Origin of the sequence: Legionella sp. 16cNR16C, assembly GCF_021297775.1 — a bacterium.
Lineage (GTDB): Bacteria > Pseudomonadota > Gammaproteobacteria > Legionellales > Legionellaceae > Legionella_C > Legionella_C quinlivanii_A.
Window position 1 is genome coordinate 191,223 of record NZ_JAJTMX010000001.1, and the last position, 22,356, is coordinate 213,578.

The window sequence follows — 22,356 nt, forward strand, 5'->3', positions numbered from 1 at the left end:
AAAAGGATTTTAATGAATAAGTTTTCAAGCCTCATGATTTTGACTTTTGTGGCTTTGCAGGTCTTTCCTGGCAAAGTTTGTTTTTCATTCCCATTAGAAATTAAAGGGCAAAAACAAAGCGCTGTTTTGAATAAAGCAGAGCTGCAAACTTTAAAGCTGGAAACGCTGGAGATGGACTATAGCCGCGCCTATCCTAATATAAAGATGAAGTATCAAACAATTAGGCTATGTGATTTATTAGATAAATATCAAATTAATCCTGACAACATTTTAGAGTTTGTCGCAAATGATCAATTTTCTGTTTTAATTCCCGCTCGTCTAATCTTAAATTGTCAAAAGAATGCTTCTATTGCTTATCTGGCTATTGAACCCGATAAAAAATGGCCTCTTTTATTTAATCATACGAATACCACAGCTGGCCCCTATGCGGTCATTTGGACAGATCCTGAACTTTCTTATATTTCAGATGAGTACTGGGCATGGAGTGTGGTCCAAATCATTGAGCATCAGCGTATTAACGAATCGATTGTTATTTCCGCTCCTGCTCGCATACCGCAAAAAATAAAAACAAGAGTTTTAAATGGATACAATATTTACGTTAGTCATTGCTCATCCTGCCATACGTTAAAACATATTGGGAAAGCGACAATAGGTCCAGATCTCATATATCCTAAGACCATCTTTGAGTATTATCCTGACATAAATCAACTGAAACAATTTATACGAAATCCGGATTCTGTGCGAAAGCTCCCGAATTCCCGCATGAGTGGTTCTAGTTATGTGGGTTTAAAAGATGACGATCTGGACGATTTAATTGATTATTTTAAGTTCATTGTTAAAGTCGATAATCCTGGCGTTTAGCATTAATTGAAGGGGAGTGCACACATCTCCCCTTGAAAACTTAAAGCGATGAAGGATCTTTGTCTTTAATCTTTAGCCAATTATTATCCGCTTTATTTATATAATCTTTAGTATTTTTACTCCAGATCCCCTGTACCCTTGTATTAAGATTCAAATAAAGCTTTCCGTCAACGATGGCCCAAGCCAGGGGATCGCTGGGTATTTTTTTGCCTACCGAAGTACCAAAAGCACACCAACCGCCATATTGAGGCAGGTATTTTTCAGGATTTTTACTAAACATTTTCTTATGCTCATCACTGGCAAACAAGTAATTCAATCCGTCATAGAAAACCACATGATCGCCATTGCCTTTGACAGGTTTTTTATCCGTAAAATACCCTACTACATCATAACCTTGCACCGCTACCCCAAAATCAGCGGCTTCAGAAAAGGCGGCAGATTGCACAACAAAAAACGATAGCAAAACACCCAGCAATCGGGTTTTGAAAAGTCGCATAATAAACTCCTGTCATTCTATTTTTTAATTGCAGTCACTTTGAAATTAATAGTTACTTCGTCCTTTACTTCATCGGTGCTTGACCACTCGCCCTGTCCTACTCCAAAAGCAATTCGTTTAATTCCAGTGCTTCCAGTAACAACCCCCTTGTCAGGATCAGGCTGCTCTCCTGTAAACGATAAGACAACCGGCTGTGTTTTATCGCGAATGGTCAACATCCCTTTTGCCTGATAAGCGTTTTCACCTGTTTTCTCAATTTGGGTGGATTTAAACTCAGCCTTTGGGAAAAGCCTGGCATTAAACCAATCCGGAGTAATCAATGTCGCTTTTAATTCAGCATAGGAAGCACTGATGGAGCTAATATCCACAATAATGTCAATACTGCTATTTTTTAAGTCAGCAGGGTCAACCAGGATTGTGCCGGAAAAATGCTTGAATTCCCCTGAAACTGGCGCTCCATTCTGAGTAGCGGTAAAGATCAACTGACTTTCAGCCGGAATAATCTCCCAGGAAGGAGGGGTTGCCTTTACTGACAGAGGTACCATAGCCAGACAAAGCCATGGCCACTTCCTTTTTTCAATAATCATGAAATCATCCTCCTTAATACATTGTCCCGATTGATAAAATGATGCTTTAGAGCAGCACTGGCATGAAGAATAATGGTCACAATCAATCCATACCCCAGCCACTCATGAACAAGCTCATAGAACTGCCGCTGTTCTTCATCAGGCGCAATGAGATTCGGTAAAGTAAATAGGCCAAAAAATGAAGCAGGCAAGCCGGCTGCGGAAGTAATAAGCCAGCCGGTAATGGGCATAGCGAACATGAAGCCATAAAAAGCCCAGTGCACAAGCCGCGCTGCAATAATTTCATATCGCGGTAATGATAGTTCAGGACTAATATTGATTATCCGCCAGCACAATCTGACTATCACCAAAGCGAGCGCCAATAAGCCGTATTCTTTATGCCAACCATAGAGTTTCAGTTTTTGCAGGCTGATAGGCAGTTCTACCATATAAATACCCATGATCAGCAAACCGATGATTAGAATCGCCATAATCCAATGAAACAAAATAGCAACCAGACCAAAATGATTGTTACTGTTTTTGAGTAGCATTGTTATTCCCCGAAGTATCAGGCTGATAAGCTTCTGCACCAATTTCAATGCTGACATCATCACCCAGATCAGGTAATAAGGTTTTGATACCAAAATCTGAGCGTTTCAATTCAGTGGTCGCGACAAAACCGGCAGTCATTCGGTCATTAATAGGGTTTTTCCCAACCTTATTAAGCGTGACAGCCAGCGTTATTGGCTTGCTCACCCCGCGCACTGTGAGTATTCCATGCACATTAGCGCTATTCTTACCCGTCATTTCCACCTTGTCGCTAACAAAAATGGCTGTAGGATAGCGTTTCACATCAAAAAATAATTGACCCTGGAGATGCTTATCTAATTCCGGTATTCCAGTAATAAATTTGGCGACATCAATTGTGGCTTCAACTTTACTGTTCTGCGGTTTCTCTTTATCCAGAATCACAAATCCGTTCACATACCATTTGCCTGTCTGGGTAGAAAAACCTAAATGTTTAATTCGCCATAAAACATAGCTATGCTGATTATCGAGTGTCCATTTTTCTGCCGCATGAAGGGGAAAGCAGGCTAGCAATGCTATCATCATCACCAGCAACTGGCGAAACAGAACCGTTATTATCATCATTAACTCCCTTGATTATTCTTGTTTTGACAAAAACGCCTGCATCTAACTAGCTGGTTTTGTTTCTGATTTAAGGCTCCCGCCAACCAATTTGTCACAGAGACCTTTGGGCATAAATACGAATGCGTCGGGTTGACTATCCTTGGTGGCAGATCCTGCGCAAGAGGAGGTTGCTGTAGAGCAATCATTCATACCTGCTTTTACAATGCCATAGCATTTTTCATTAGACCCTGAGTCGGTGTTATCTGAGGCTGCAATGGCGCAATGGCTGGAAGACAGCACTAAAAAAGCTGTAATTGCTGATTGAACAAGCTTGTCTTTATTAATCATTGTAAATATCCTTATTATTGAAATGAAATATCGGTAATAAATCCTGACTGAATCCAGTTTTTTAAAAGAGAAGCAGCTCGCATGCCAATTGCGTCTTCCTCATGCCATTGAGATAAACCTTCACAGAACTCTCCGAACGATAATCCCTTTAATGTATTGTCAAGGGCCCAGGCTTCATCATCTGCCAGTAAATAAAAGCGATTCATATATTCATGGCGCCACAATACCCAGGGCGATGGTTTAAGACTCTTGTTCATCGTCGGGAGTTCCTGACCATTAGCCAATGCTTCCCAGAGGTCAACCACATTCCATAAGAAATTCATGCGGTTTAGTGAAGGATGGGCTTTCAGTATCATGCTTTCCCATAATTCGGTTGGAATCGCTGCCATCTGATCTAACTGAAATACAGGGCTCTCAGCAGCATCGAAGGCAAGCGTCATATTCCATTCGAACTGCGCAAGTTCGGCGATAAACGGCTCTCGATGATAACTCGCTAAAAAAGACGCCAGTTTAACCCCATACCAGCGAATGGAACGATAGGTAGATGGGTAAGAAGCCAGATAATCCAGGGACATTTGATGGAAGACCTCATTCCCTAAACAAGTCTTAAGATGAGGGAAGTTGCTGGCCATTGCCTCTTCCAGGCGTGCCTGATAGGCATCACGATATATCTGCAGACGGGTCTTCGCGCATGCAAGCGGGGTATTCACAATTGCCTGTTCAATGCCCAAATGCCCGAAATGTAAATAATTCTGGAAATCCCGTTGTAATTGTTCCCAGTTAGTCATAGCAAAGCTCCTGCATAGCAAGGCTGGCAATCTCTCTGGCCCTCCCAAGCTCGGTCAATAAATCTGCTAATGGTGGGATATTGTTATCACGCTCAATCATGGTTGATACTGAGCCAAATCGTTGCACCGCTTTTTCGTAAAGTTCCCAGACCGGGTCAATAACGGATGCATCGTGGGTATCTATTAGATAATTGCCGCAGTTTGAATGCCCGGCTAAATGAATTTGGATGATTTTCTCCGGCGGCAGTGCGTTCAAATAATCCATGGGGTCAAAACCATGATTCACCGCACTCACATAGACATTATTCACATCGAGCAACATATAACAACCGGATTGTCTCAGGATACTGGTAATAAACTCCCATTCCGTCATCTCTGATTGCTTATAACCAAGATAACTGGAGACATTTTCTATTAGAAATGGTTTCTTCAGGTAATCCTGAATCTGTGTCAGTCGTGACACGATATGTAAAATTATTTCTTTCGTATAGGGTACAGGCAGCAAATCGTGCATATTCAAACCATTCACGCCTGTCCAGCAAAGATGGTCGGATATCCAGACTGGTTCGATGCGGGAAGCCAGCTCCTTCACCTGTTTAAGATAATCCCACTGAATGGGATCGCTGCTGCCTAATGACAGAGAGACTCCATGCATAACCATAGGATAGTGTTCGCGAATTTTGTGAAGATAATACACAGGCTTTCCGCCTGGAATGAGATAATTCTCGCTGATGATTTCAAACCAGTCAATGTCAGGTAAATAATTCAATATGTCTTCATAATGTTGCGTTCGCAAGCCTAAACCGAAGCCCAGGTATGGCCGCTTTTCAGGCTGTATATTGTAAACATTCATAAGTTCAATAACTCAATAAATTGGGTCAAACGCATCCTGCATCTGGCCGCATTAAACAGTATCATGGAAGTATTCCATCGTAAATGGATTGCGATGCGCTGGCTTTCTAATTGCAGGGTCAGGTGTTTGGTAAATAATGCTTGTTTAGCCAATCAGAAATGGCATCCTTGCTGTTTTCAATAATAGTGAGTACATGCTGATACAGCGGCTCTAATAACTCACGCTCTCCTGATTTCCAATATTGGTCAAAGTATTGACAGGCCATTTTTAGCTGGGTTGTGCCGACATACACCGCACCGCCTTTAATCTTGTGTATCAGCTGCTGAGTTTTATCCCAGTTTCCTTGCTGATGAGCAAGTACCAATTGCTCGGTATCGACTGGCAGGGATTCAGACAGCATGAACTTAAGCATTTCAGAGAGACTGTCAACATCGTTTAAGGTCTTTAATCCTTCCTCAATATCTAACAGAGGGAAGTCGGAAAGCTGAAACCAATGTTCTTGTGGGTTAAGCGTTGATATATTATTTTGCTTTTCTGCTAAATCCTCTGCTTTTGACCTGCGGCCAGGAATAAATGTATCCAGCATGTCCTCACAGTTTTTTATTGTCAGCGGTTTGCTCAGTACAGCATTCATGCCAGCTTCAATACAGCGTTTTTTGCTTTCATCGCCCACATGGGCGGTTAGTGCAATAATAGGAACATGTGTTTTTTTTGCTAATTCCTGGACACGGATTTGATGAGTTACTTCATATCCATCCAGATCTGGTAAGCCGATGTCCATTAAAATAAGGTCATAATGTCTGTCTTTCCAGAGATCGATCGCCGCTCTTCCTGATTCTGCAATTTCTGCCTCGCAGTTTAATTTTGATAAAATTGAGCGGGCAGCCGTCTGTGCAATGGCATTGTCTTCCACAACCAGAACGCGAAAACGATGGTTAGTAGTAACGGCAGGCTTTATTTGCTGAGCATAAGTCGTTTCATTGGCACGATCAATCGTTGCGCCCAATGTACTATCCACTCCAAATTCATCCTCCAGAAGGGGCTTTTGCAGAGGGATAAAGCAGGTGAAACAGGTGCCTTTCAGAGGCTCGCTTTCTACATAAATTTCGCCATTGAGTTCATCAATGAATTGTTTCACCACGGCCAAACCCAGGCCAGCTCCTTTATAGATCCCTTGATAGGATGGGGTAAGCCGCTTGAATTGTACATAAATTTCTTCCTGCTTATCCTTGGGGATACCTATCCCGGAATCTTCGACGGTGAGTTTAATGACCAGTTTCTGTTCGTTGCATTTGGCAAGACAGACTGACAGTTTGACAAAACCCTTATCTGTGAAATTCAAGGCATTAGCCAATAGCTCTAAGGCGACTCGGTGAAGACGCACCTTATCACCAATCACATATTTTGGCAGGGATGAATCAAAATGCATGGAAAGAGACAATTTTTTCTGTGCAGCTTTGGCACGATTTAATCTAATCACATGCTCCAGCACCTCAAAAAGATTGAACTTTTTTTTAAGTTTGGGAATTTCGCCTGAACTCACGCGAATGGCTTCAAGGACTTCATCGAGCAGCTCTAATAGAGCGTGGCTGGAAGCGACCAAATTCTCCGCATACTCCTGAACATTATTAGAATCAGGCTCCATCTTCAACAGGTCCGCAAAGCCTACAATGCCAGTCAATGGGGTGCGAATGTCATGCCGCATATTTTCCATAAACTCATTTTTAGATTGATTGGCAGCTTCCGCACGTTCTTTGGCTTCCTTAAGTGCCTGTTCCAATTGTTTTCGCTCAGTGATATCAATTGAAATCCCAACCACGCCAATTATTTCTCTCTTCTCATCAAAAAGTGGAACCCGATGGGTTAGAAAATGAATAATACGTCCATCGCTATGGGGGATAGGCGGCTCTTCAATGTTTAACTTGGGAAGGCCTGTGGTAATGACTTCAAGAGTGTCCTTTTTGAAAGATTGAGCTGCGGCATCACTCCATCGTCCGATAGTGCGCATTTCATCGAAACTCAAGCCTTTGAATTCATCAATAGAGTCTAAGCCGAACATGTTTAAAACATTCTTGTTACAGCCCACTGCGCGTCCCTCTTTATCAAGCCAATACACGTTGCCAGGCATGCAGCCGATAATGGTTTCATAATAACGGATGACTTTTTCAAGAATTTCTTCAACGCTATGATTCTGGCGATGGTCAATGCTTAAGAGTTGCTCTATCTCACCTAATTGCGTTTCTGGGCTAATACTTGAATTTTTCATCAACAGATCCTTTTATCAATCTCTTATCTCATTTTAGTGTTTCAAAACTGGTTTTGCTTCGGGGAGCAGGGATTGCAAGTCTACGGGGCCAGATAACTCGTCGGTGGTTTTTTCTTTTGGGCTGTTGGATGCGGATTGTGCGAAAAAGCCGAGATTGCGAGCGGCATGATGGGCGAGTTTCTGATTAGAGATTAAACCAGACAAGGTTTGCAGGCAGCAGGCGAAATAAAACAGTAAGCCTTTTGTGTTTGGCGAGTAGGTTATCACCGGTTCCATACCGGTTATATTAACAGCAGGAGAATAGGGATTCTGGTCTTTCTGAAAGTGTTTCTCGAATTGAGTATGCAAGGTTTCATAATGTAACTGGATTTGTTTTTCGGATAATGGAAGCAAAGAACAGGTTTCATAGGGTTTTTGATTTCTGGCAGATGCCGCAATAAACACCGCATTGGCTAATTTGAAGAGATCTTCTAATGTCTCTGGCAGTGTTTCCTGCGCTTTTAAAGCATCTTGCCAGACTTGTTTATGTAAAGGATTTATTTCATTTTCAGCTAAGCGATTCAGGCATAGTTTAACGAATGATTTCTCTCTTTCATACGGGTTTTGAGTTGCAAAAAAACTACTTAGATTTAATTGGCTCGATAGTGAGGCCGATGGATTCTCTGAGTTTAATTCCTGCAAAAGGTTGTCAAACGGAGATTGAAAAATGACTTTGATTCCTTGCCGAGAGGCGACTTGGCTCAGCTGTTTCTGGTAAAAAGTTTTTCGTTCCAAAATCAGTTTAGTGAATTCGTCAAAGGCTTGATCGGTGATTTGGTGATGGAAGGAGAGTTTGATTCCAAATAAAAGATAATCATAAACAGGCAAATGATAATGTATTGTAATATCTGCATTGGGCTTGGCGAGTGATTTCATTATCAGACAGTTCTTCTCGAACTCATTTAACAATATTAGCTCAAAGGGATTACTGGTCTTATCCTGGGCGTTATCCAGAGGGTTGTCGTGGCGAACCGCGGTAATCGTAGCACCAGGCTCCAGGCGAATCTGATGGTTGATCAGCTCAATTTCTTCTCCTTTATCGGGCACAGCCCGAAGGCTCGCTCCAAACATACATCCGGCTGTAACAAATTGACTAAACCCATTAAATTGCTGAAAAGGAGAGGATGACTTACCTAACCAGGGATAAACATAGGTGCCAAAGGTTTCTTGCTGATTTTTAAAAAGAAGGGGTAAAAATATTTCATCCCGTCGTTGTTTATTAAACAGCACAGCGGGTTTCTCAGGCAGTGGCAAAAGATTCTGCGAGCCTGAGGTATGGGTTAGTGCTGCCAATAAGGCCTGGGTTTTTTTAACAGCACGGGCGTTCGGGCTGGGTAAGCTTTTATCGTTTTGTTCCTGGTGAAAACAAAATTCACGATTGTTGATAACGAAACTCTGCGCTTCCCGGGAAACGGATTTATCCTCCGTGTGCGGTGTAACGACTAATAGCCCCCGTTTAAAAAACTCAGGATTGAGATATAAATCCGCATACTGTAGCCAGAATGGCATTCCATTATTTTCCTTAATTTCTCTTTTTTCTTCCATTGCGAGTGGCCCATTTTTAATTAAACGTATGGCATATTTATGATTAGTTTAGCTTAAAATGAGATATTCATGGATAATTTGATACAAAGTGATTGAATGGTGATCAGATTTTGTTTTTGGAATCTTTTACTTAAGATATTTACCTACGTCCCTCGGCTTGTCCGAGGGATCCAGAGATCCAATCCAGGCATGAGATTCCTGGATCCCTCGGACAAGCCGAGGGACGTAGGAGTATGGGTAAAGCCTTAAGTAAGTGCCATTGGCCAAGGGCCCAGCCTACAAGTGATTGCCGAATTCCCTTGGCTTAATGGCAGGGGCTAATAGAAAGGCCTGGATTTTGCCATAAGGAAGAATGAGTTACGTTAGATAAATGATACTAAATCAGTAGGTTGATCTATGTTGAGCAAAGCATCAGGAGTGGAAAACCTGATGCTTTGCTTAATGAAGAATTAAGCGTGTACTGTCAAACTTATATAGGGTCCACGAAAGCCGAAGTCATTGGTTTCAAGCCCATTAATGCGCTGAATGCCATCAAAAGCGAGTGTTCCTCTGATTGTATCCAATGCATTGAGGAATTCATTAACCTGATAACCCGCTTCCAGAGTTAAATTGGCAGCATTTGAGAATGCATAAGAATAATTAGCACCCACTTTTGCTGTTATACTGCTAACGACTCTGTCCTGTTTTGGCCAGCTAAACCCGAAGTTTGTACCTGCCAGACTTACATAGGAGTTTGTTTTGCTTTGCCCAGCTAACAAACCATAATCAAAATAGCCTACCAGTCCAACTCCATAAGCCAGCATATAATTTCCCTCGATACTGACCATTGGGCCTGCACCGTCATATTTGCTAATCATATTACCAGGAGCAGCAAAGGTAAGAGAGTGTTTCAGCTCAGCATAGCGAACACCTACTGAAGGCCGTATTGAGAAATTATGATTTACATCGGTATATTTTCTTCCAACTTTCAGATCAACCTGATCAACTTCGTATTTTAACTGAGCGTCGCTTACAAAATCGAAGGATGGGGGAATGGTTGCATCAGGAAATAAAATACTGCCAAATCCAATTGATCCATTTGAGAAATCATTAGTTGCATGTGTTTTATTTTCTAAAAACAAATAGTTGGCTTCAATATTATTGGCAGACATAGGAAAATCGTATCCCAGCTTGACGTTTCCTGCCCAACGATGCGGAGGGTTAAAGGGTTTGCTTCTGGCTGTAAAACCGCCTGGGCTATTAAATAACCAGCTATCAGTGACCATGCCAATTCCAGTTTCACTGGGTTTTACATAAAAAGCTGTTCCACCAATATAGAAACCACCAGGTGCATCAACAGCACAAAGTACTGATGTACATCCTGCTTCACCCATGGTTCCCGCAAAGGCAGTTCCTGAGGCGTATATACCTGCTAAAAGCAAAGATAAATATTTTTTTCTATACATCATTATTTCTAAATCCTTTTATTTCGTGACGCTGAATATAGCGGGATTTACTATATAAAAAATATAACTATTTCGCAAATCCTAAAATAACGTAGCATCATGTTTTCTGGTTTAGCTGCGCTTTTTAACTCGCAAGCGGGAAAACACTTTTTATGTTAAGCTCGGCAATAGTACAAAATAGAGCAGATTATGATTAAAGTCGGACAATATAATAAGTTAAGGGTTATCAAAGAGGTTGCTTTTGGTGTGTATCTGGATGCCTATGATTGGGGAGAGGTTTTATTACCCAGAAAATATGTGCCCAAAGACACCGCTTTGGGTGATCTGGTCGAGGTGTTTATCTATTTTGACTCCGACGATCGAATGATTGCCACTACCTCCAGGCCTGCTATTCTGGTGGGTAGTTGTGCGCTTTTGAAAGTGATTGATGTGAATCGCGTCGGCGCATTTCTTGATTGGGGGCTGGATAAGGATTTGCTTGTTCCGGTTCCTGAACAACAGCGTCCGATGGAAAAAAATAAATCATATCTCGTCTATGCGAAACTGGATAATCAGGGACGAATAATTGCAAGCTCCAAACTGGATCGCTTTTTAGAAAAAAATCCTGGTCAGTTCACGCGTGGTGAAGAAGTGGATTTATTAATTGCGGATACCAGTCCTCTGGGTCGAAAAGTGATTATTAATAATCGTCATTGGGGACTTATTCATTCTTCAGATATTTTTCAGCCTTTGCAGTATGGTAAAAGAACCCGTGGCTATATCAAAACAGTGCGCGATGATGGGAAAATCGATGTTGTTCTGAGGAAAATGGGGCAGGAAAATATTCTTGATCTTTCGCAGCGAATTCTGAATGATTTACGAAAAAATGGAGGCTTTTTACCTCTGCACGACAAGAGTACTTCTCTCGAAATAATGAGAGCGTTTAACGAGAGTAAAAAAAGCTTTAAAAGCGCCATTGGCCAGCTTTATAAACGTGGAGAAATTATTATCGAGTCCAATGGTATTCGTCTGGTAGACAAGCCTAAATAATCAAATAGCTTATCTTCTTTCTTCCAGCCAATCATTAATCGCTCGAATACTCTCCGTAATGACCGCTGCGGCCTGCTGATAAAGAGGCTCCAGTAATTTTCTTTGGCCTGACTTCCAGTAGCGTTCCAGATATTGACAGGCCATTTTGATACGAAGAGCCCCCACGTAGACTGCGCCGCCTTTTATCTTATGAGCCAGTTGCTGGGTTTTCTCCCAATTTCCCTGATTATGCGCTTCCTTCATTAAAAGAAAGTCCTGAGGCAGGGAGTCTTTCACCATGAAGCTAAGCATATCGGCGAGTTGACTCTCCGTTCCATTGGTTTTAAGCCCTTCTTCAATATCCAGCAGTGGGAACGCGTTAAGTTTGAACAGATGCGATTCGATTTGAGGCAGGTCGGAACGATAGCTATTTTCAGGGCCGTTCTCAGGCGCATGACGTCCTGGAATAAAGGCAATGACAATATCAGAGCAATTTTTAGCGGTTAAAGGTTTGGTGAGTACTGCGTTCATCCCTGCATCAATACAGCGTTTTTTATTTTCATCACCCGCATGAGCTGTCAGAGCAATAATCGGGGTATGTGTTTTTTTAGTTAATTCATGGACACGAATGGCATGCGTTACTTCGTAACCATCAATATCAGGTAAGCCGATGTCCATTAAGATTAAATCATAGTGCTGCGTTTTCCAGAGTTCCAACGCCTTTATTCCATTTTCGGCGATATCTACAGTGCATTGAAGCTTGGTAAGAAGCGATTTAGCCGCATGCTGGGCGATAATATTATCCTCGACCACAAGCACCCGATGTTCGAGAGATTGAACAAAAGGCCCGGGTGGTTTAATTTGCTGGGCATAGGTTGTCTCGTAGAGCTCATCTTCCGCTGTTGATGAATACTCTTCAATTCCCAAATCGTCATCAAGCAGCGGCTCTTGCAGCGGAATAATACAGGTAAAGCAGGAGCCTATCCGCGGTTCACTGGTAACATAAATTTCACCATTTAATTCGTCCACGAATTGTTTGACTACCGATAGTCCTAAACCTGCGCCCTTATAAATGCCTTGATAGGAAGGGGTAAGGCGTTTGAACTGAACGTAGATTTCCTGCTGTTTATCTTTGGGAATGCCAATCCCTGAGTCTTCAATGGCCAATTTTATTACCAGCTGTTGCCCCTGACGTTTGGCAAGCAGCGCCGTTAACTTCACAAATCCCGTGTCCGTAAAGTTTAAAGCATTTGCTACTAACTCAAGGACAATCCGATGAATTCGCACCTTATCGCCAATCACATAACGCGGTATCGACTTATCAAAATCCAAAGAGAGCGATAAACTTTTTTGCGCGGCGCGGGCCCGGTTCAGTTTTATCACGTGTTCTAAAGAATGCCGCAGGTCGAATTTTTTCTTCAGCTTTGGAATTTCTCCCGAGCTTACGCGAATCGCTTCCAGTACTTCATCCATCAGCTCAAGCAGCGCATGACTGGAGGCGATTAAGTTATCGGCATATTCATGAATATGAGGGGTATTGGAGTCCATCTTGAGTAAATCAGCAAATCCAACAATTCCAGTCAGGGGCGTTCGAATATCATGGCGCATGTTCTCAAGGAACTCGGTTTTGGCTTTATTGGCTTCTTCGGCCATCTCTTTGGAGCGCCTCAGGTCATCTTCCATTTTTTTGCGCTCGGTTATATCGACTGAGAAACCCAAAAGGCCGACAATTTCTCCACTGCGATTACGAATAGGTTGCTTTTGCGTCAGAAAAACCCGTTGCTCGCCTTGCGCGGTTGTGACCAGGTCCTCAAGCGTTAATGAGGTTCCATCCTGCATTACTTTCCTATCAATCTCATCGATTTTCCTGGCAGCTTCATAATCTGTTATTATTTCATAAATTGTTTTACCTATGAAACCTTGTCCATTATGATCAAACAGGGCGATTTGATTGGTATTTGCCCCCATATAAACGCCTTCTTTGTTTTTCCAGAAAATGTAATTAAAAGGCATGCTATTAAAGAGCAATTCGAGAATTTCTAACTTCTGAGTCGGATTCATCCGTTGCGTTCATCAGATTAACATACGTCTAGTATAGATTGATTTGGGTGTTAGTTGAACAACAATAGTGAGCTGTGATCGATGATATCGGTGGGTCGAGCGATGAGAAAAATGCATTTACTGAAAAAATATTGTACATTGTGTATTTAATTTGATATTATGATTATTCAGGATACTCTACGCCTCGAGGGAAAATGACCGTTAATGTTTTTCTATACAATGTAGTTCCTGTCAAAGCCGATTTGACAGCGCTTAAAAACAAGCCCGATACCCCATTTATCCTGATTGGAAGCCAATATTGTTTAAGTCATCTTTCCGCTGAGAATAAAGCGCTTTTTGATGAAATTCATCCTGTTCATAACAGGAGCTTTCATCAAATCCATTATCAGGAAGCAGAGCACATCGTATTGAGCCTTATTAAACGTTATGGCGCAGAAAATTTACGGCTCTTATCCAATGAAGACAGTACTCAATTGGTCTGTGCGCAATTAAGAGAGCAGTATGGTATCCCAGGAAACTCTCTTGCGCAGGTATTGCCTTATGTAAATAAGCTGGTGTCAAAGAATAAACTTCAGGGGCAGTTGAGAATTCCCCGGTTTATCCCCTTTGAGAAAAAAGCCTATCAGACTGACGCAGAACTTTACATCAATGAAGTGGTCCAGTCTATCGGCTTTCCAATGTTTATCAAGCCGATTGATTTAGTCAGCAGCATCGATACATTTCATGTTACCGATAAGGACAGCTTGCGAGCAGTATTTGAAAAGATAGCGGAAAAGCCCTGGGATTTTGAAATTGATGAATTCATTGAAGGCGAACTGTTCCATTGTGATGTAATTGTTCGTGAAAATCGCAGCGAGTTTTTTATGGCGGGTCAATATGCCTGGCCACTGGCACGGTTTTCCAAAGGCTCACCTATGGGGAGCATTCCAGTAAACGATGATAGCCTGCTTTCCCGTTTAAAAGACTTCACTGAAATGGTTTTAAACGCGCTTGGCCGTTTTTCATCGGCATTTCATATAGAAGTATTCAAGCATAGTCAAACTGGAGAATTAATATTCCTGGAAGCAGCTGCAAGAACGCCAGGCGCAATGGTTCCTGACATGTACAAAATGATCATGGGCAAGCATCTGGAGGAGTTGCATTATCACGTCCAGTTATTTCCTGAGCAGGAATTAACGATTGGGAAGCCGCAAACGCTTGCGGGCTGGATCACTTTTCCGAAAATTGAAGGTATTTTGAGTGAAATTAAAAGACCTGAACTCCCTGTTAATTATCAATTTCTAAGTTTTGTCCAGAATGGGGATTCGATGGAGCAGGCCTCAAGCTTACTGGACAGTGCCTGCAGCATTCTGTTCTGGGACCAGTGTTATCAGAACATAAGCAATACATTTAATTATCTAAGATATTTTAACCCATTAACAATATTCACCAGCGAGCTTTATCTGCCTGGAAACGATTAATGGGTTCACTGAACTAACTATTTTGGCATTCTCGGTGAGCTTGATTCTTCACCTGGAAAGAAGCCAACTATCTCTATAGGTTGTTTCTTATATCTCTTCAGTTCGGCTGTAAGGGATTTTATTTGTGTTTGCAGAGAGGCTTGCTGATGAAGGGCTTCATTGATTGCGTTTTTTGCCTCTTCTATTTTTTCTTTTATCCGCGTACTTTCAAAGGGCACCTTGGAAAAACACTCTATCGCTTCCAAAAAACGGCGTTTTTCAAAAAACTGATCGCCGGCAACCAGTAATAAATCACATCCATATCCCCAATCAATACATGTTAATGTCTTTTTAAGTGCCTCTTCATACTGTTCCTCTTTAATTAACCCCTCAATATCAGTCAAAGCCTCGTCAGTAGTTCGATACATTTTATTCTGAATAAAGCCTTTAATTTTCTGCACTTCCTCAGCAGCGAATGGAAGCTTATCAAGAATAACCTGCAACTTTTGTTCACATTGCTGTTCTGTTATGTAAGCAAAAATCAGCTTTGATTCATCGTCGATAGAGAGAATATTCTCTTCATTATTAAACCAGGATGAGACCTCCTCTTCTCTGTTTTTCTTGAGTGTTTCAGGGCTGTCTGACCAAGATCGAGGGATTCTCAAGCTCAGGTTACACACGGTTTGATTTTCATATTCCGTAATACAAATATTCACTTGATTAATAAAATCATGATGAGGAATATCGATTACGCACCTGAATCTCACATAATGACCAGGATCTGACTCATATTTAAATTTGATAGTGGATTTAAGCATTTCCCATACAATTGTTAAAAATTTTACGCAGTATACTTTTTTTGTCCATAAAATGCCATGGATATAACAAGCATCCCTAAGGGAGATGGGCATTTTGCCCATCTCCTGAATGTTAGTCGTTAGATGCTGGTTTGGAAGTGAGTCCATCTGTTTTTTTACCGCAGCATTTGATGTGATTTGTGGTTACACAGGAACATTGTCCTTTCGGTATGCCGGCACAGGAAGGCTGGCAGCCGTTGCTGCTTTGACCTTGCGTACTTAAAGTTTGTGAAGCAAAGGCAATTGGGCTGGCAATAAAACAACTGCTCAGGAATACCAGACCTATTAATTTAGTTTTCATAGTAACTCTCCTTGTTTATAAAATGGGCATGCTCAAGAAAAGTGTAGGCTATAAACCAGAGCTTTAGTGAAAATGAATCAGTTTATATTTGAAGCAGCTGTTTTATATATTCGGGCACTGTAGTGTTCACTTTTTCTTGCATTTTTCAGAGTGATCTACAATGCTTTTCTTTAGTATCAATTAGGAGGGCAGTTATCATGGCAGAGCGTAAACGCATTTTTATTATTGGCCATTCTGGTGCCGGAAAGGGTGTTCTGGCGCAAGCACTAGCCAAAGAGCTCGGCTGGAAATTTATAAGTACAGATTTTGCACTGGAATCTTCTATTGGTCGAAACATGGAGGAAATAATCAGTGAGCAGGGTGCTGAAGCATTTCAAAATTGCCTGTCGGAGATATTGGCGTATCAAATGACTAAAGACAATATCGTAGTTACTACTGATGAAAGTATTATCTTCAGTGAAAAAAACAGAAAATTATTGGCCTCTGAATTCACTATCTATTTGCAAGTCAGTTTAAATATTCAATTAGAAAGAATCTCCTATAATCGTCCTCTTTTGCCAGTCGAAAATTATGCAAAATTTTTAGAAAACAGACATCATCAGCATGACCGTTTGTATAAGGAAGCCTCTCTATTTTCCCTGAGTTCGGATGATGGCGAGATTGATTCACACGTACAACAGGTTGTAAATGCTTTAAAATTCAAAGATTAAATCCCTTAAATACCACATAACCAGGGCATTGGAAGAACTGGTTATGTCATCAATTAAGAGACAAATGAATCAGCTCCGAAAAGTCAGCCATCTGCTAAACTGTTAAGAAGATAAACAGACTGTGAGCCTGAAATGAGACTCATTATTGCTTTATTTCTAGGATGGATGGCTTTTGATGTCTCAGCTGCCGAATCAGCCTGTAGCTCCTCAGGGGCTTTCAGAAATGCCAATGGCTGTATGCCTGTCGTTTTTGTGGTACGCCATGCGGAGGATACCGCATCGGGTCCTCATGCATTAACTGCTGAAGGAACGAAGCATGCAGAGTTATATATCAGGTTATTCAATGACTACATATGGGGTGATACGCACAGCATCGGCAAGGACAAAAATCCTGCCTGTGTCTGCCCCGTCGGGAAAATAATAAGTATCAGCGACAAGGGCGGTGATGTTTCACCGCGTAATCCCAACCCCAATCCCAGCTCAAATCCCTATCAGACCATCCTGAAAGTTAGCGAAAGCCTTGGAATCCCGATTACTACAGACAATGGAGAAACCCAATACTGGAGCAGCTTTCAATGGAATGCGGATGCCAAGAAAAAGCTTTTTGATTATAGCGGTAACCAGGCACAATTTTCGGTAATAATTGCCTGGGATAAGCAGGGTTTAAATCCCACCGCCGAAGATTATGCCAAGCTGGTTACCTGGCTCAGTTCACCCGAGTCGAAGATATCTTATAAGGACTTTACGCCATTGCTTAAGAACTTCCCTAATAAACTACCCGCCGACGGTTCATTTGCTCTGGATCCTTCAAGGACGACGCTCTGGGTGTATTCCGATCAGAATGAAGAAGGGAAGTTCATTAATATGCGAGTTTACCAGCAGGTCTTTTACAAAAAGGATTGTACAAGTGATCCCTCATGGGCCCCCAAGCTCGATTCCGAATGTATCATTCCGCAACAGAGGGGCTATTAGCTTGCTAAGATACACCAATCGTTTTTGCGAGCGTCAGCGAAGCAATTGTAACTCCGCAGGTTGTGAATAAGTTTGATATTAATTCAATCAAATCGTCTCACGTCATCCTGAACGCAGTGAAGGATCTTCTGAATCTGGCTCAGTTCCAAGCTGTCTGAGATCCTTCGCTACGCTCTGGATGACGTACCTGGGGAGTTACGTTTGTAAATTTTTCAATCCAATTGGTACCGATATTACAAACAGCTGTTTAATCCAGCTCCTAACTTTATTCAAAATTCGATCTGGGTTGCTTTACTTCGTTCGCAAAGACGACAGGTTTGCTTAATGCTTAAGCAATTTATTCTTCAATTTAAAACCACTACTGCGTTCATCGGACTATAGGTAATAAAACCTAAATCCAGGCCTTCACTGACTGAATAGACATAGCCTCCCTGAGTTCCGGCGAATAAAAGACCCGATGAATTAACAAAAAGACTAAACACTGTCTGAGCAATACTTCCCCAGTTACCCCCTCCTGTAAGTGCATTACTGGAATACACATATTCGTTTGCTGTGTTCGTAAACAGACTGTTATTCGCAACATAAACGCCCTTAACCGGGCTGCCATCAACCAAACCATTGATTGCAGTCCAGCTGATGCCGTTATTGGAGGAATAATAGACATTTCCATTACTGGTTCCAGCATAAAAGGCACTGGTAGTTAAAAACAGAGCGTTTACCGCGCTTCCATCCGGAGAAGAGAGAAGATTCCAGTTGCTGCCATTATTGACGGAATAGTAAATAAAACCACTGGCGGTTCCTGCATACAGCTGATTATTCAATACAAACACCGCGTTAATGGCGCTGCCATCAGGAGAGGCGGTTTGCTGCCAGCTATTTCCATTATTTAAGGAGTAATAAATAAAGCCATTGGCATTTCCTGAATACATCACCAGCGGATTGACCCATAAACTATTGACCGGACTGCCGGCGCCTGGCATTTGTGCCGTTGCACTCCAGCTTAAACCGCCAGTAAATGAATAATAGATATTGCCGTTTTGAGCGCCGCTAAAAAAAACAGGATTGCTGGTAAAACTGACTGAAACCTGATGATTAGCGATGATATTAGTCAGTGTAAAATTGCTGCCGCCCATTTGAACTACCGATCCATCGACAAGCCACTGATAAACAGAAAATCCTGGGGCTGGATTGGCATACAATGGCAGACTTGCGCCGCTGTTAACCGCTTGGGTGCCGCTGGGGAAGACACTGCCGCCACTGCCTGCGCTGATGTTCACTGAGTATTGATTTGCTGCCTTTACGCTGATATTAAGGCTGTTAGCAGGACTGGGTTGATTACAAAGCAGTGGACTGGGATTACCGTCAGGCGCTATCTGACAAATAATCGGCCCTTCATTGATTTTTCCGGGGATCTGACTGGCGGTAATCTGCAGACTTAGAATACAGGATTGCTTGGCGCTAAGGGTAAAAGGATTCGAACAACTGCCGGAATCAGTTAGTTGAATGACACCGGCAATAGGCTTCATTGTGATGGTGTGTGGTTTGAGCGACTGGTTAGTCACCAGATATTTAACAATGGCTGTCTCACCGCTCACTAATTGCAAAACTACTGGTGTTTGCGGAATCATGGTGAATACTGGAGAGCCGGCGAGTGCCAGATTGCTTATGAGAAATAAAGTTAACAGGCTTAAGACTTTGAATAGTTGATTTAATTGGTTCACTTTGCTTCTCACATTCTAGCCATCATTTGGACAAAATTAGGGATGTTTGGGGAGCCCACACCGACCACATCATTCCAGAACTGATTTTCTACAATCGTGAGTGATGAATCCCAATTAAATCCAATCTCCTGATTAAAATAAGGATCGTGTAACTTGAAGGCAGAAACAGGGCCTCCATTGATGGGCGTTGCTCCGCTGATGACAAGATGGGGCGGGGTAATCAGGTTGATCGCCTTGTTCTGCAGTAAACTGGCGTTATAAACATAGAAATAGGGGGCGGCGAGGCCTAGGGGGTGTGGATTACCCGCCAGAGCCGCTCTCGCCTGATTGACCAGCGTGAGTGTACCTGAAAATAAAGGAGTTGCCAGGCTGGCACCGCCATCCCAGCAGGGATTGCAGCCGTCTGAATAGGTTAATAAGCCCGTGTAAAGGTCGCCCAGCATAGCAATATCGGGCAGGGCTCGTTTGTTATTCGTACCCTGAGGATAGCCGCCGACAATAAAATTACTGATTGAACTTTGCCAGGCTGGCGCACTGCGATAGCGGCTGACTCCGCCCATACTGCCTGAGTAGAAGGAGCCATTGACCCGGGTTCCCCAGCCTGTTTCAAAGGCATAATTCCATAGTTGGTCAACAAACAGACTGGTGCCGCTTACAGCTGTTACAAAAGCTGAGCTGACCGGATATTGCACGCTCGGCTCTGCCCCCATAATGCTGCATGGCCAACTGCTGGCATAGGTTTGATCACCGCAGTCGCCGGCCGCAAAGTTGACGCTTAAACCCTGGGCTGCAGAAAGCTGTAAAATGGCTTCCAGCATTTCAAATGGATGTTCCACATCATTATCCCAGCTGTTGGATACCACATAGGCATTGGAAAAACCGCCAATGGAAAATTGGTTGCCGGTGATAGTGGTCAGCGCATGCGCTACTTCTGCGTTGTTCACATCATCGGTCATCACCAATACAATATTGGCGGCGGGAGCAATGGTATGTGAGGCGTCGATATCCAGAATAATTTCACCATCCCATCCATTGGGATTTGCACAGGGGCCGGTGTAGGGAGAGCCGTCAGGCTTGACTACCGCAAAGTTACTGGCATTAAGCTGGGGCAGGCTATTTTCTGTATTGTAATGATTAACATGGTTCAGTATCTGGTTTGGGGTTGAGTTTCCGCAACCATCGATGATCACAATAGTTTGATTAGCTCCATCAATGGCTACCCCATTAACCGGGGGAATTTGATTAAGCTGATAGACTGTTCGCAGATGATTGCCGGAGACCCCTTGTAAAGAGGTGGTGGTTGGCAGAGCGGCCGGGGTAAATGAATCCCAAAGCAGTTTTATTTCCTCTGGCTGCCAATGTGTGGTGTCGATATTAACATCTTTGGGTTTGAACCTCCGTTTTGGGCTTGCATAAGGGATGTTGCTCAGTCCACTGACTCCTGCCACATGAGCGGCGATTTCCTGAGGGATCAGTGGGGCCTGGTCATTGCCATAGACAATTTTGTTTCTGTAACGATAATTATTCAGTCTGATGTGAAAAATCTGCTCGATTTGCCCTGCGGTTCCGGTAATTTTCAGGTTGGAGTAGAGCGGCTCAACCTGCATGCCTCGATGCTTAAAATAGCTTGTAACTGCCCTGATCATATTCTCATCGGGTAGATAATCACGTTTCACTTCATCCGCATTCAGGAATTGCTGAAAAGCTGGGCTTTGCGGGTCGTATATAGTCTTAACTATCTGATCCAGCTGTGTTTGATTACGCAATTTAAGCCAGAGAGTAAAACTAAGTTTGTTCCCCTGATTTAATGGACCAAGACGTTCTGCCTTTTGGATTAATGATAACTCGGGATTGGGCAGCCGAACATCGGCAGTGTGTGCAAATAACGGGGTGATTATGCATTGCAGCAGGATAAAAAATAGTCCTTTAACCAACATTATGAAATCTCCAATGGGGCGATAAGCTAACTGAAAAACGACAAGGCAGCCCATAGCATCGCTAGGGAATCGTCTTTGCGAGTGGCCATCTCTTAGCAGGCGATCTAAAGAGAAATGCAGGAGGGATTATTCTAAGCAAAGATAGAATGAGAAGCAACTAAATGCCCTCAATCATAGCGGGTGGGCTTCGTCCAGCAATTGCCTGAAGCCTGTGGCAATTTGATCCGCATTGGCAATATGATGATTCTTATAGGTAGTTAACAGGCCAATAACATGCATGCCAGCATTTTTGGCGGCATCAATCCCATGGGGAGTATCTTCAAAGACCAGGCAGCGATCTGGAGAAATATTCAGCTTGCTGGCAGTCAATAAATACCCTTCAGGTGAGGGTTTTCCCGTTTTGACATCATCAGCTGTGACGATGGTGTGAAAATATTGCAGCAGTTTGCCCTGGCTGACTTTGGAAAGCACTGCTGATATTTCAGCTCTTGAAGAGCCGCTGCAAATGGCTAACTGATTTACCCTGGAAATCACATTAAAAAGAAACGCCTCGAAGTCTGCAATTAAAGGTAATTCATTACGGGAATGAATAAGCTGGGTGTATGCGGCGACTTTTTTATCAATCAGGTCATCAATCTCTTGTGCCGATAATTTATAGTTTTTATTGTGTATCAGTCGAGGGAACATTTCCTTATCCACAAAGCCCAGATAATGCTCAACATATTCCTCATAGCTCAGTGGAGTTCCCAAGGGTTTTAGTGCATGACAGCAGGCTTGGTAATGCAGGAACTCGCTATCAAAAATAACCCCGTCAAAATCAAAGATGATTGCGTCTATTTTCTTAAACAACTCGGTCCAGGGCATATTTGCTCCAGAATATAACTGATGGCCAATCCTTTTATTGTAGACAACACTCGGAAAAAAAGTTTATTGATAGGATGAGGAGTAATGATTTCATGAAGTGATGTTTAGTACTGTTAAGGAGAATGGTATGAAAATAATCAGGAAAATG

21 protein-coding genes are annotated in these 22,356 nt (G+C 42.5%); 5 read left to right on the top strand and 16 right to left on the bottom strand.

What is annotated here, in order from left to right; genetic code table 11:
- Positions 1-12 precede the first annotated feature (12 nt).
- Complete coding sequence (locus tag LXA66_RS00875) at positions 13-861, top strand: c-type cytochrome (protein ID WP_233011538.1); 849 nt, start codon at positions 13-15, stop codon at positions 859-861.
- A 40-nt stretch (positions 862-901) separates the two neighbouring features.
- Here LXA66_RS00875 and LXA66_RS00880 read toward each other — a convergent pair whose 3' ends face one another.
- The 10 genes from LXA66_RS00880 to LXA66_RS00925 all read right to left on the bottom strand — a co-directional run bounded on the left by LXA66_RS00880 (position 902) and on the right by LXA66_RS00925 (position 10,341).
- A complete protein-coding gene (locus LXA66_RS00880) occupies positions 902-1,357 on the bottom strand; it encodes a YHS domain-containing (seleno)protein (protein WP_112220112.1) in 456 nt (151 codons plus the stop codon).
- A 17-nt stretch (positions 1,358-1,374) separates the two neighbouring features.
- Positions 1,375-1,944 (bottom strand): YceI family protein, encoded by a 570-nt coding sequence (locus tag LXA66_RS00885; protein WP_233011539.1) that lies wholly within the window; start codon positions 1,942-1,944, stop codon positions 1,375-1,377.
- Entirely contained in the window at positions 1,941-2,474 is a 534-nt protein-coding gene (locus LXA66_RS00890; protein WP_233011540.1) for a cytochrome b, read from the bottom strand. Before LXA66_RS00890 ends, LXA66_RS00885 begins: the two co-directional genes overlap by 4 nt.
- Positions 2,455-3,036 carry a YceI family protein gene (locus LXA66_RS00895; RefSeq protein WP_233012045.1) on the bottom strand — a complete coding sequence of 194 codons (582 nt, stop codon included), beginning with the start codon at positions 3,034-3,036 and terminating at the stop codon, positions 2,455-2,457. Before LXA66_RS00895 ends, LXA66_RS00890 begins: the two co-directional genes overlap by 20 nt.
- Before the next feature lie 81 nt (positions 3,037-3,117).
- A complete protein-coding gene (locus tag LXA66_RS00900) occupies positions 3,118-3,402 on the bottom strand; it encodes a DUF2282 domain-containing protein (protein WP_233011541.1) in 285 nt (94 codons plus the stop codon).
- A gap of 14 nt (positions 3,403-3,416) precedes the next feature.
- Positions 3,417-4,190 carry a DUF2063 domain-containing protein gene (locus LXA66_RS00905; RefSeq protein WP_233011542.1) on the bottom strand — a complete coding sequence of 258 codons (774 nt, stop codon included), beginning with the start codon at positions 4,188-4,190 and terminating at the stop codon, positions 3,417-3,419.
- A complete protein-coding gene (locus tag LXA66_RS00910; RefSeq protein WP_233011543.1) occupies positions 4,183-5,043 on the bottom strand; it encodes a DUF692 domain-containing protein in 861 nt (286 codons plus the stop codon). The genes LXA66_RS00905 and LXA66_RS00910 overlap by 8 nt, the downstream gene beginning before the upstream one ends.
- Positions 5,044-5,161: 118 nt before the next feature.
- Entirely contained in the window at positions 5,162-7,309 is a 2,148-nt protein-coding gene (locus tag LXA66_RS00915; RefSeq protein ID WP_233011544.1) for a response regulator, read from the bottom strand.
- A 33-nt stretch (positions 7,310-7,342) separates the two neighbouring features.
- A complete protein-coding gene (locus tag LXA66_RS00920) occupies positions 7,343-8,893 on the bottom strand; it encodes a hypothetical protein (protein ID WP_233011545.1) in 1,551 nt (516 codons plus the stop codon).
- A 449-nt stretch (positions 8,894-9,342) separates the two neighbouring features.
- The gene (locus LXA66_RS00925) at positions 9,343-10,341 is read right to left on the bottom strand and encodes an Lpg1974 family pore-forming outer membrane protein (RefSeq protein WP_233011546.1); all 999 of its coding nucleotides are present in this window, start codon (positions 10,339-10,341) and stop codon (positions 9,343-9,345) included.
- A gap of 186 nt (positions 10,342-10,527) precedes the next feature.
- Here LXA66_RS00925 and LXA66_RS00930 point away from each other — a divergent pair, with 186 nt between their 5' ends.
- Positions 10,528-11,367 (top strand): S1 RNA-binding domain-containing protein, encoded by an 840-nt coding sequence (locus LXA66_RS00930; protein ID WP_233011547.1) that lies wholly within the window; start codon positions 10,528-10,530, stop codon positions 11,365-11,367.
- A gap of 9 nt (positions 11,368-11,376) precedes the next feature.
- Here the strand turns inward: LXA66_RS00930 and LXA66_RS00935 are convergent, their stop codons facing one another.
- Positions 11,377-13,407, bottom strand: a complete 2,031-nt coding sequence (locus LXA66_RS00935) for a response regulator (RefSeq protein WP_233011548.1) — start codon at positions 13,405-13,407, stop codon at positions 11,377-11,379.
- Positions 13,408-13,601: 194 nt separating this feature from the next.
- Here LXA66_RS00935 and LXA66_RS00940 point away from each other — a divergent pair, with 194 nt between their 5' ends.
- Positions 13,602-14,867 carry an acetyl-CoA carboxylase biotin carboxylase subunit family protein gene (locus LXA66_RS00940; protein WP_233011549.1) on the top strand — a complete coding sequence of 422 codons (1,266 nt, stop codon included), beginning with the start codon at positions 13,602-13,604 and terminating at the stop codon, positions 14,865-14,867.
- A gap of 17 nt (positions 14,868-14,884) precedes the next feature.
- Here LXA66_RS00940 and LXA66_RS00945 read toward each other — a convergent pair whose 3' ends face one another.
- Positions 14,885-15,613, bottom strand: a complete 729-nt coding sequence (locus LXA66_RS00945) for a hypothetical protein (protein ID WP_233011550.1) — start codon at positions 15,611-15,613, stop codon at positions 14,885-14,887.
- A 163-nt stretch (positions 15,614-15,776) separates the two neighbouring features.
- Entirely contained in the window at positions 15,777-16,004 is a 228-nt protein-coding gene (locus tag LXA66_RS00950; RefSeq protein WP_233011551.1) for a hypothetical protein, read from the bottom strand.
- 197 nt (positions 16,005-16,201) lie between these two features.
- Between LXA66_RS00950 and LXA66_RS00955 the strand changes: the two genes are divergently transcribed.
- Both LXA66_RS00955 and LXA66_RS00960 read left to right on the top strand, forming a co-directional pair.
- A complete protein-coding gene (locus LXA66_RS00955) occupies positions 16,202-16,714 on the top strand; it encodes a shikimate kinase (RefSeq protein ID WP_233011552.1) in 513 nt (170 codons plus the stop codon).
- Positions 16,715-16,846: 132 nt separating this feature from the next.
- On the top strand, positions 16,847-17,686 hold the full coding sequence (locus LXA66_RS00960) for a hypothetical protein (RefSeq protein ID WP_233011553.1): 840 nt from the start codon (positions 16,847-16,849) through the stop codon (positions 17,684-17,686).
- 344 nt (positions 17,687-18,030) lie between these two features.
- On the opposite strand, the gene LXA66_RS00965 is transcribed toward LXA66_RS00960, so the two are convergent.
- The 3 genes from LXA66_RS00965 to LXA66_RS00975 form a co-directional block, all read right to left on the bottom strand.
- A complete protein-coding gene (locus LXA66_RS00965) occupies positions 18,031-19,419 on the bottom strand; it encodes a hypothetical protein (protein ID WP_233011554.1) in 1,389 nt (462 codons plus the stop codon).
- Positions 19,416-21,344: a protease pro-enzyme activation domain-containing protein gene (locus LXA66_RS00970; RefSeq protein ID WP_233011555.1), complete on the bottom strand. Its 1,929-nt coding sequence runs from the start codon at positions 21,342-21,344 to the stop codon at positions 19,416-19,418. The genes LXA66_RS00965 and LXA66_RS00970 overlap by 4 nt, the downstream gene beginning before the upstream one ends.
- Before the next feature lie 171 nt (positions 21,345-21,515).
- Positions 21,516-22,208 carry an HAD family phosphatase gene (locus tag LXA66_RS00975; protein WP_233011556.1) on the bottom strand — a complete coding sequence of 231 codons (693 nt, stop codon included), beginning with the start codon at positions 22,206-22,208 and terminating at the stop codon, positions 21,516-21,518.
- Positions 22,209-22,356: the final 148 nt, after the last annotated feature.

Bases quoted from the DNA above. Each gene is read 5' to 3' on its own strand.
- LXA66_RS00875 (WP_233011538.1), top strand. From the start codon at position 13: ATGAATAAGTTTTCAAGCCTCATGATTTTGACTTTTGTGGCTTTGCAG.
- LXA66_RS00880 (WP_112220112.1), bottom strand. From the start codon at position 1,357: ATGCGACTTTTCAAAACCCGATTGCTGGGTGTTTTGCTATCGTTTTTT.
- LXA66_RS00885 (WP_233011539.1), bottom strand. From the start codon at position 1,944: ATGATTATTGAAAAAAGGAAGTGGCCATGGCTTTGTCTGGCTATGGTA.
- LXA66_RS00890 (WP_233011540.1), bottom strand. From the start codon at position 2,474: ATGCTACTCAAAAACAGTAACAATCATTTTGGTCTGGTTGCTATTTTG.
- LXA66_RS00895 (WP_233012045.1), bottom strand. From the start codon at position 3,036: ATGATGATAGCATTGCTAGCCTGCTTTCCCCTTCATGCGGCAGAAAAA.
- LXA66_RS00900 (WP_233011541.1), bottom strand. From the start codon at position 3,402: ATGATTAATAAAGACAAGCTTGTTCAATCAGCAATTACAGCTTTTTTA.
- LXA66_RS00905 (WP_233011542.1), bottom strand. From the start codon at position 4,190: ATGACTAACTGGGAACAATTACAACGGGATTTCCAGAATTATTTACAT.
- LXA66_RS00910 (WP_233011543.1), bottom strand. From the start codon at position 5,043: ATGAATGTTTACAATATACAGCCTGAAAAGCGGCCATACCTGGGCTTC.
- LXA66_RS00915 (WP_233011544.1), bottom strand. From the start codon at position 7,309: ATGAAAAATTCAAGTATTAGCCCAGAAACGCAATTAGGTGAGATAGAG.
- LXA66_RS00920 (WP_233011545.1), bottom strand. From the start codon at position 8,893: ATGGAAGAAAAAAGAGAAATTAAGGAAAATAATGGAATGCCATTCTGG.
- LXA66_RS00925 (WP_233011546.1), bottom strand. From the start codon at position 10,341: ATGATGTATAGAAAAAAATATTTATCTTTGCTTTTAGCAGGTATATAC.
- LXA66_RS00930 (WP_233011547.1), top strand. From the start codon at position 10,528: ATGATTAAAGTCGGACAATATAATAAGTTAAGGGTTATCAAAGAGGTT.
- LXA66_RS00935 (WP_233011548.1), bottom strand. From the start codon at position 13,407: ATGAATCCGACTCAGAAGTTAGAAATTCTCGAATTGCTCTTTAATAGC.
- LXA66_RS00940 (WP_233011549.1), top strand. From the start codon at position 13,602: ATGACCGTTAATGTTTTTCTATACAATGTAGTTCCTGTCAAAGCCGAT.
- LXA66_RS00950 (WP_233011551.1), bottom strand. From the start codon at position 16,004: ATGAAAACTAAATTAATAGGTCTGGTATTCCTGAGCAGTTGTTTTATT.
- LXA66_RS00955 (WP_233011552.1), top strand. From the start codon at position 16,202: ATGGCAGAGCGTAAACGCATTTTTATTATTGGCCATTCTGGTGCCGGA.
- LXA66_RS00960 (WP_233011553.1), top strand. From the start codon at position 16,847: ATGAGACTCATTATTGCTTTATTTCTAGGATGGATGGCTTTTGATGTC.
- LXA66_RS00970 (WP_233011555.1), bottom strand. From the start codon at position 21,344: ATGTTGGTTAAAGGACTATTTTTTATCCTGCTGCAATGCATAATCACC.
- LXA66_RS00975 (WP_233011556.1), bottom strand. From the start codon at position 22,208: ATGCCCTGGACCGAGTTGTTTAAGAAAATAGACGCAATCATCTTTGAT.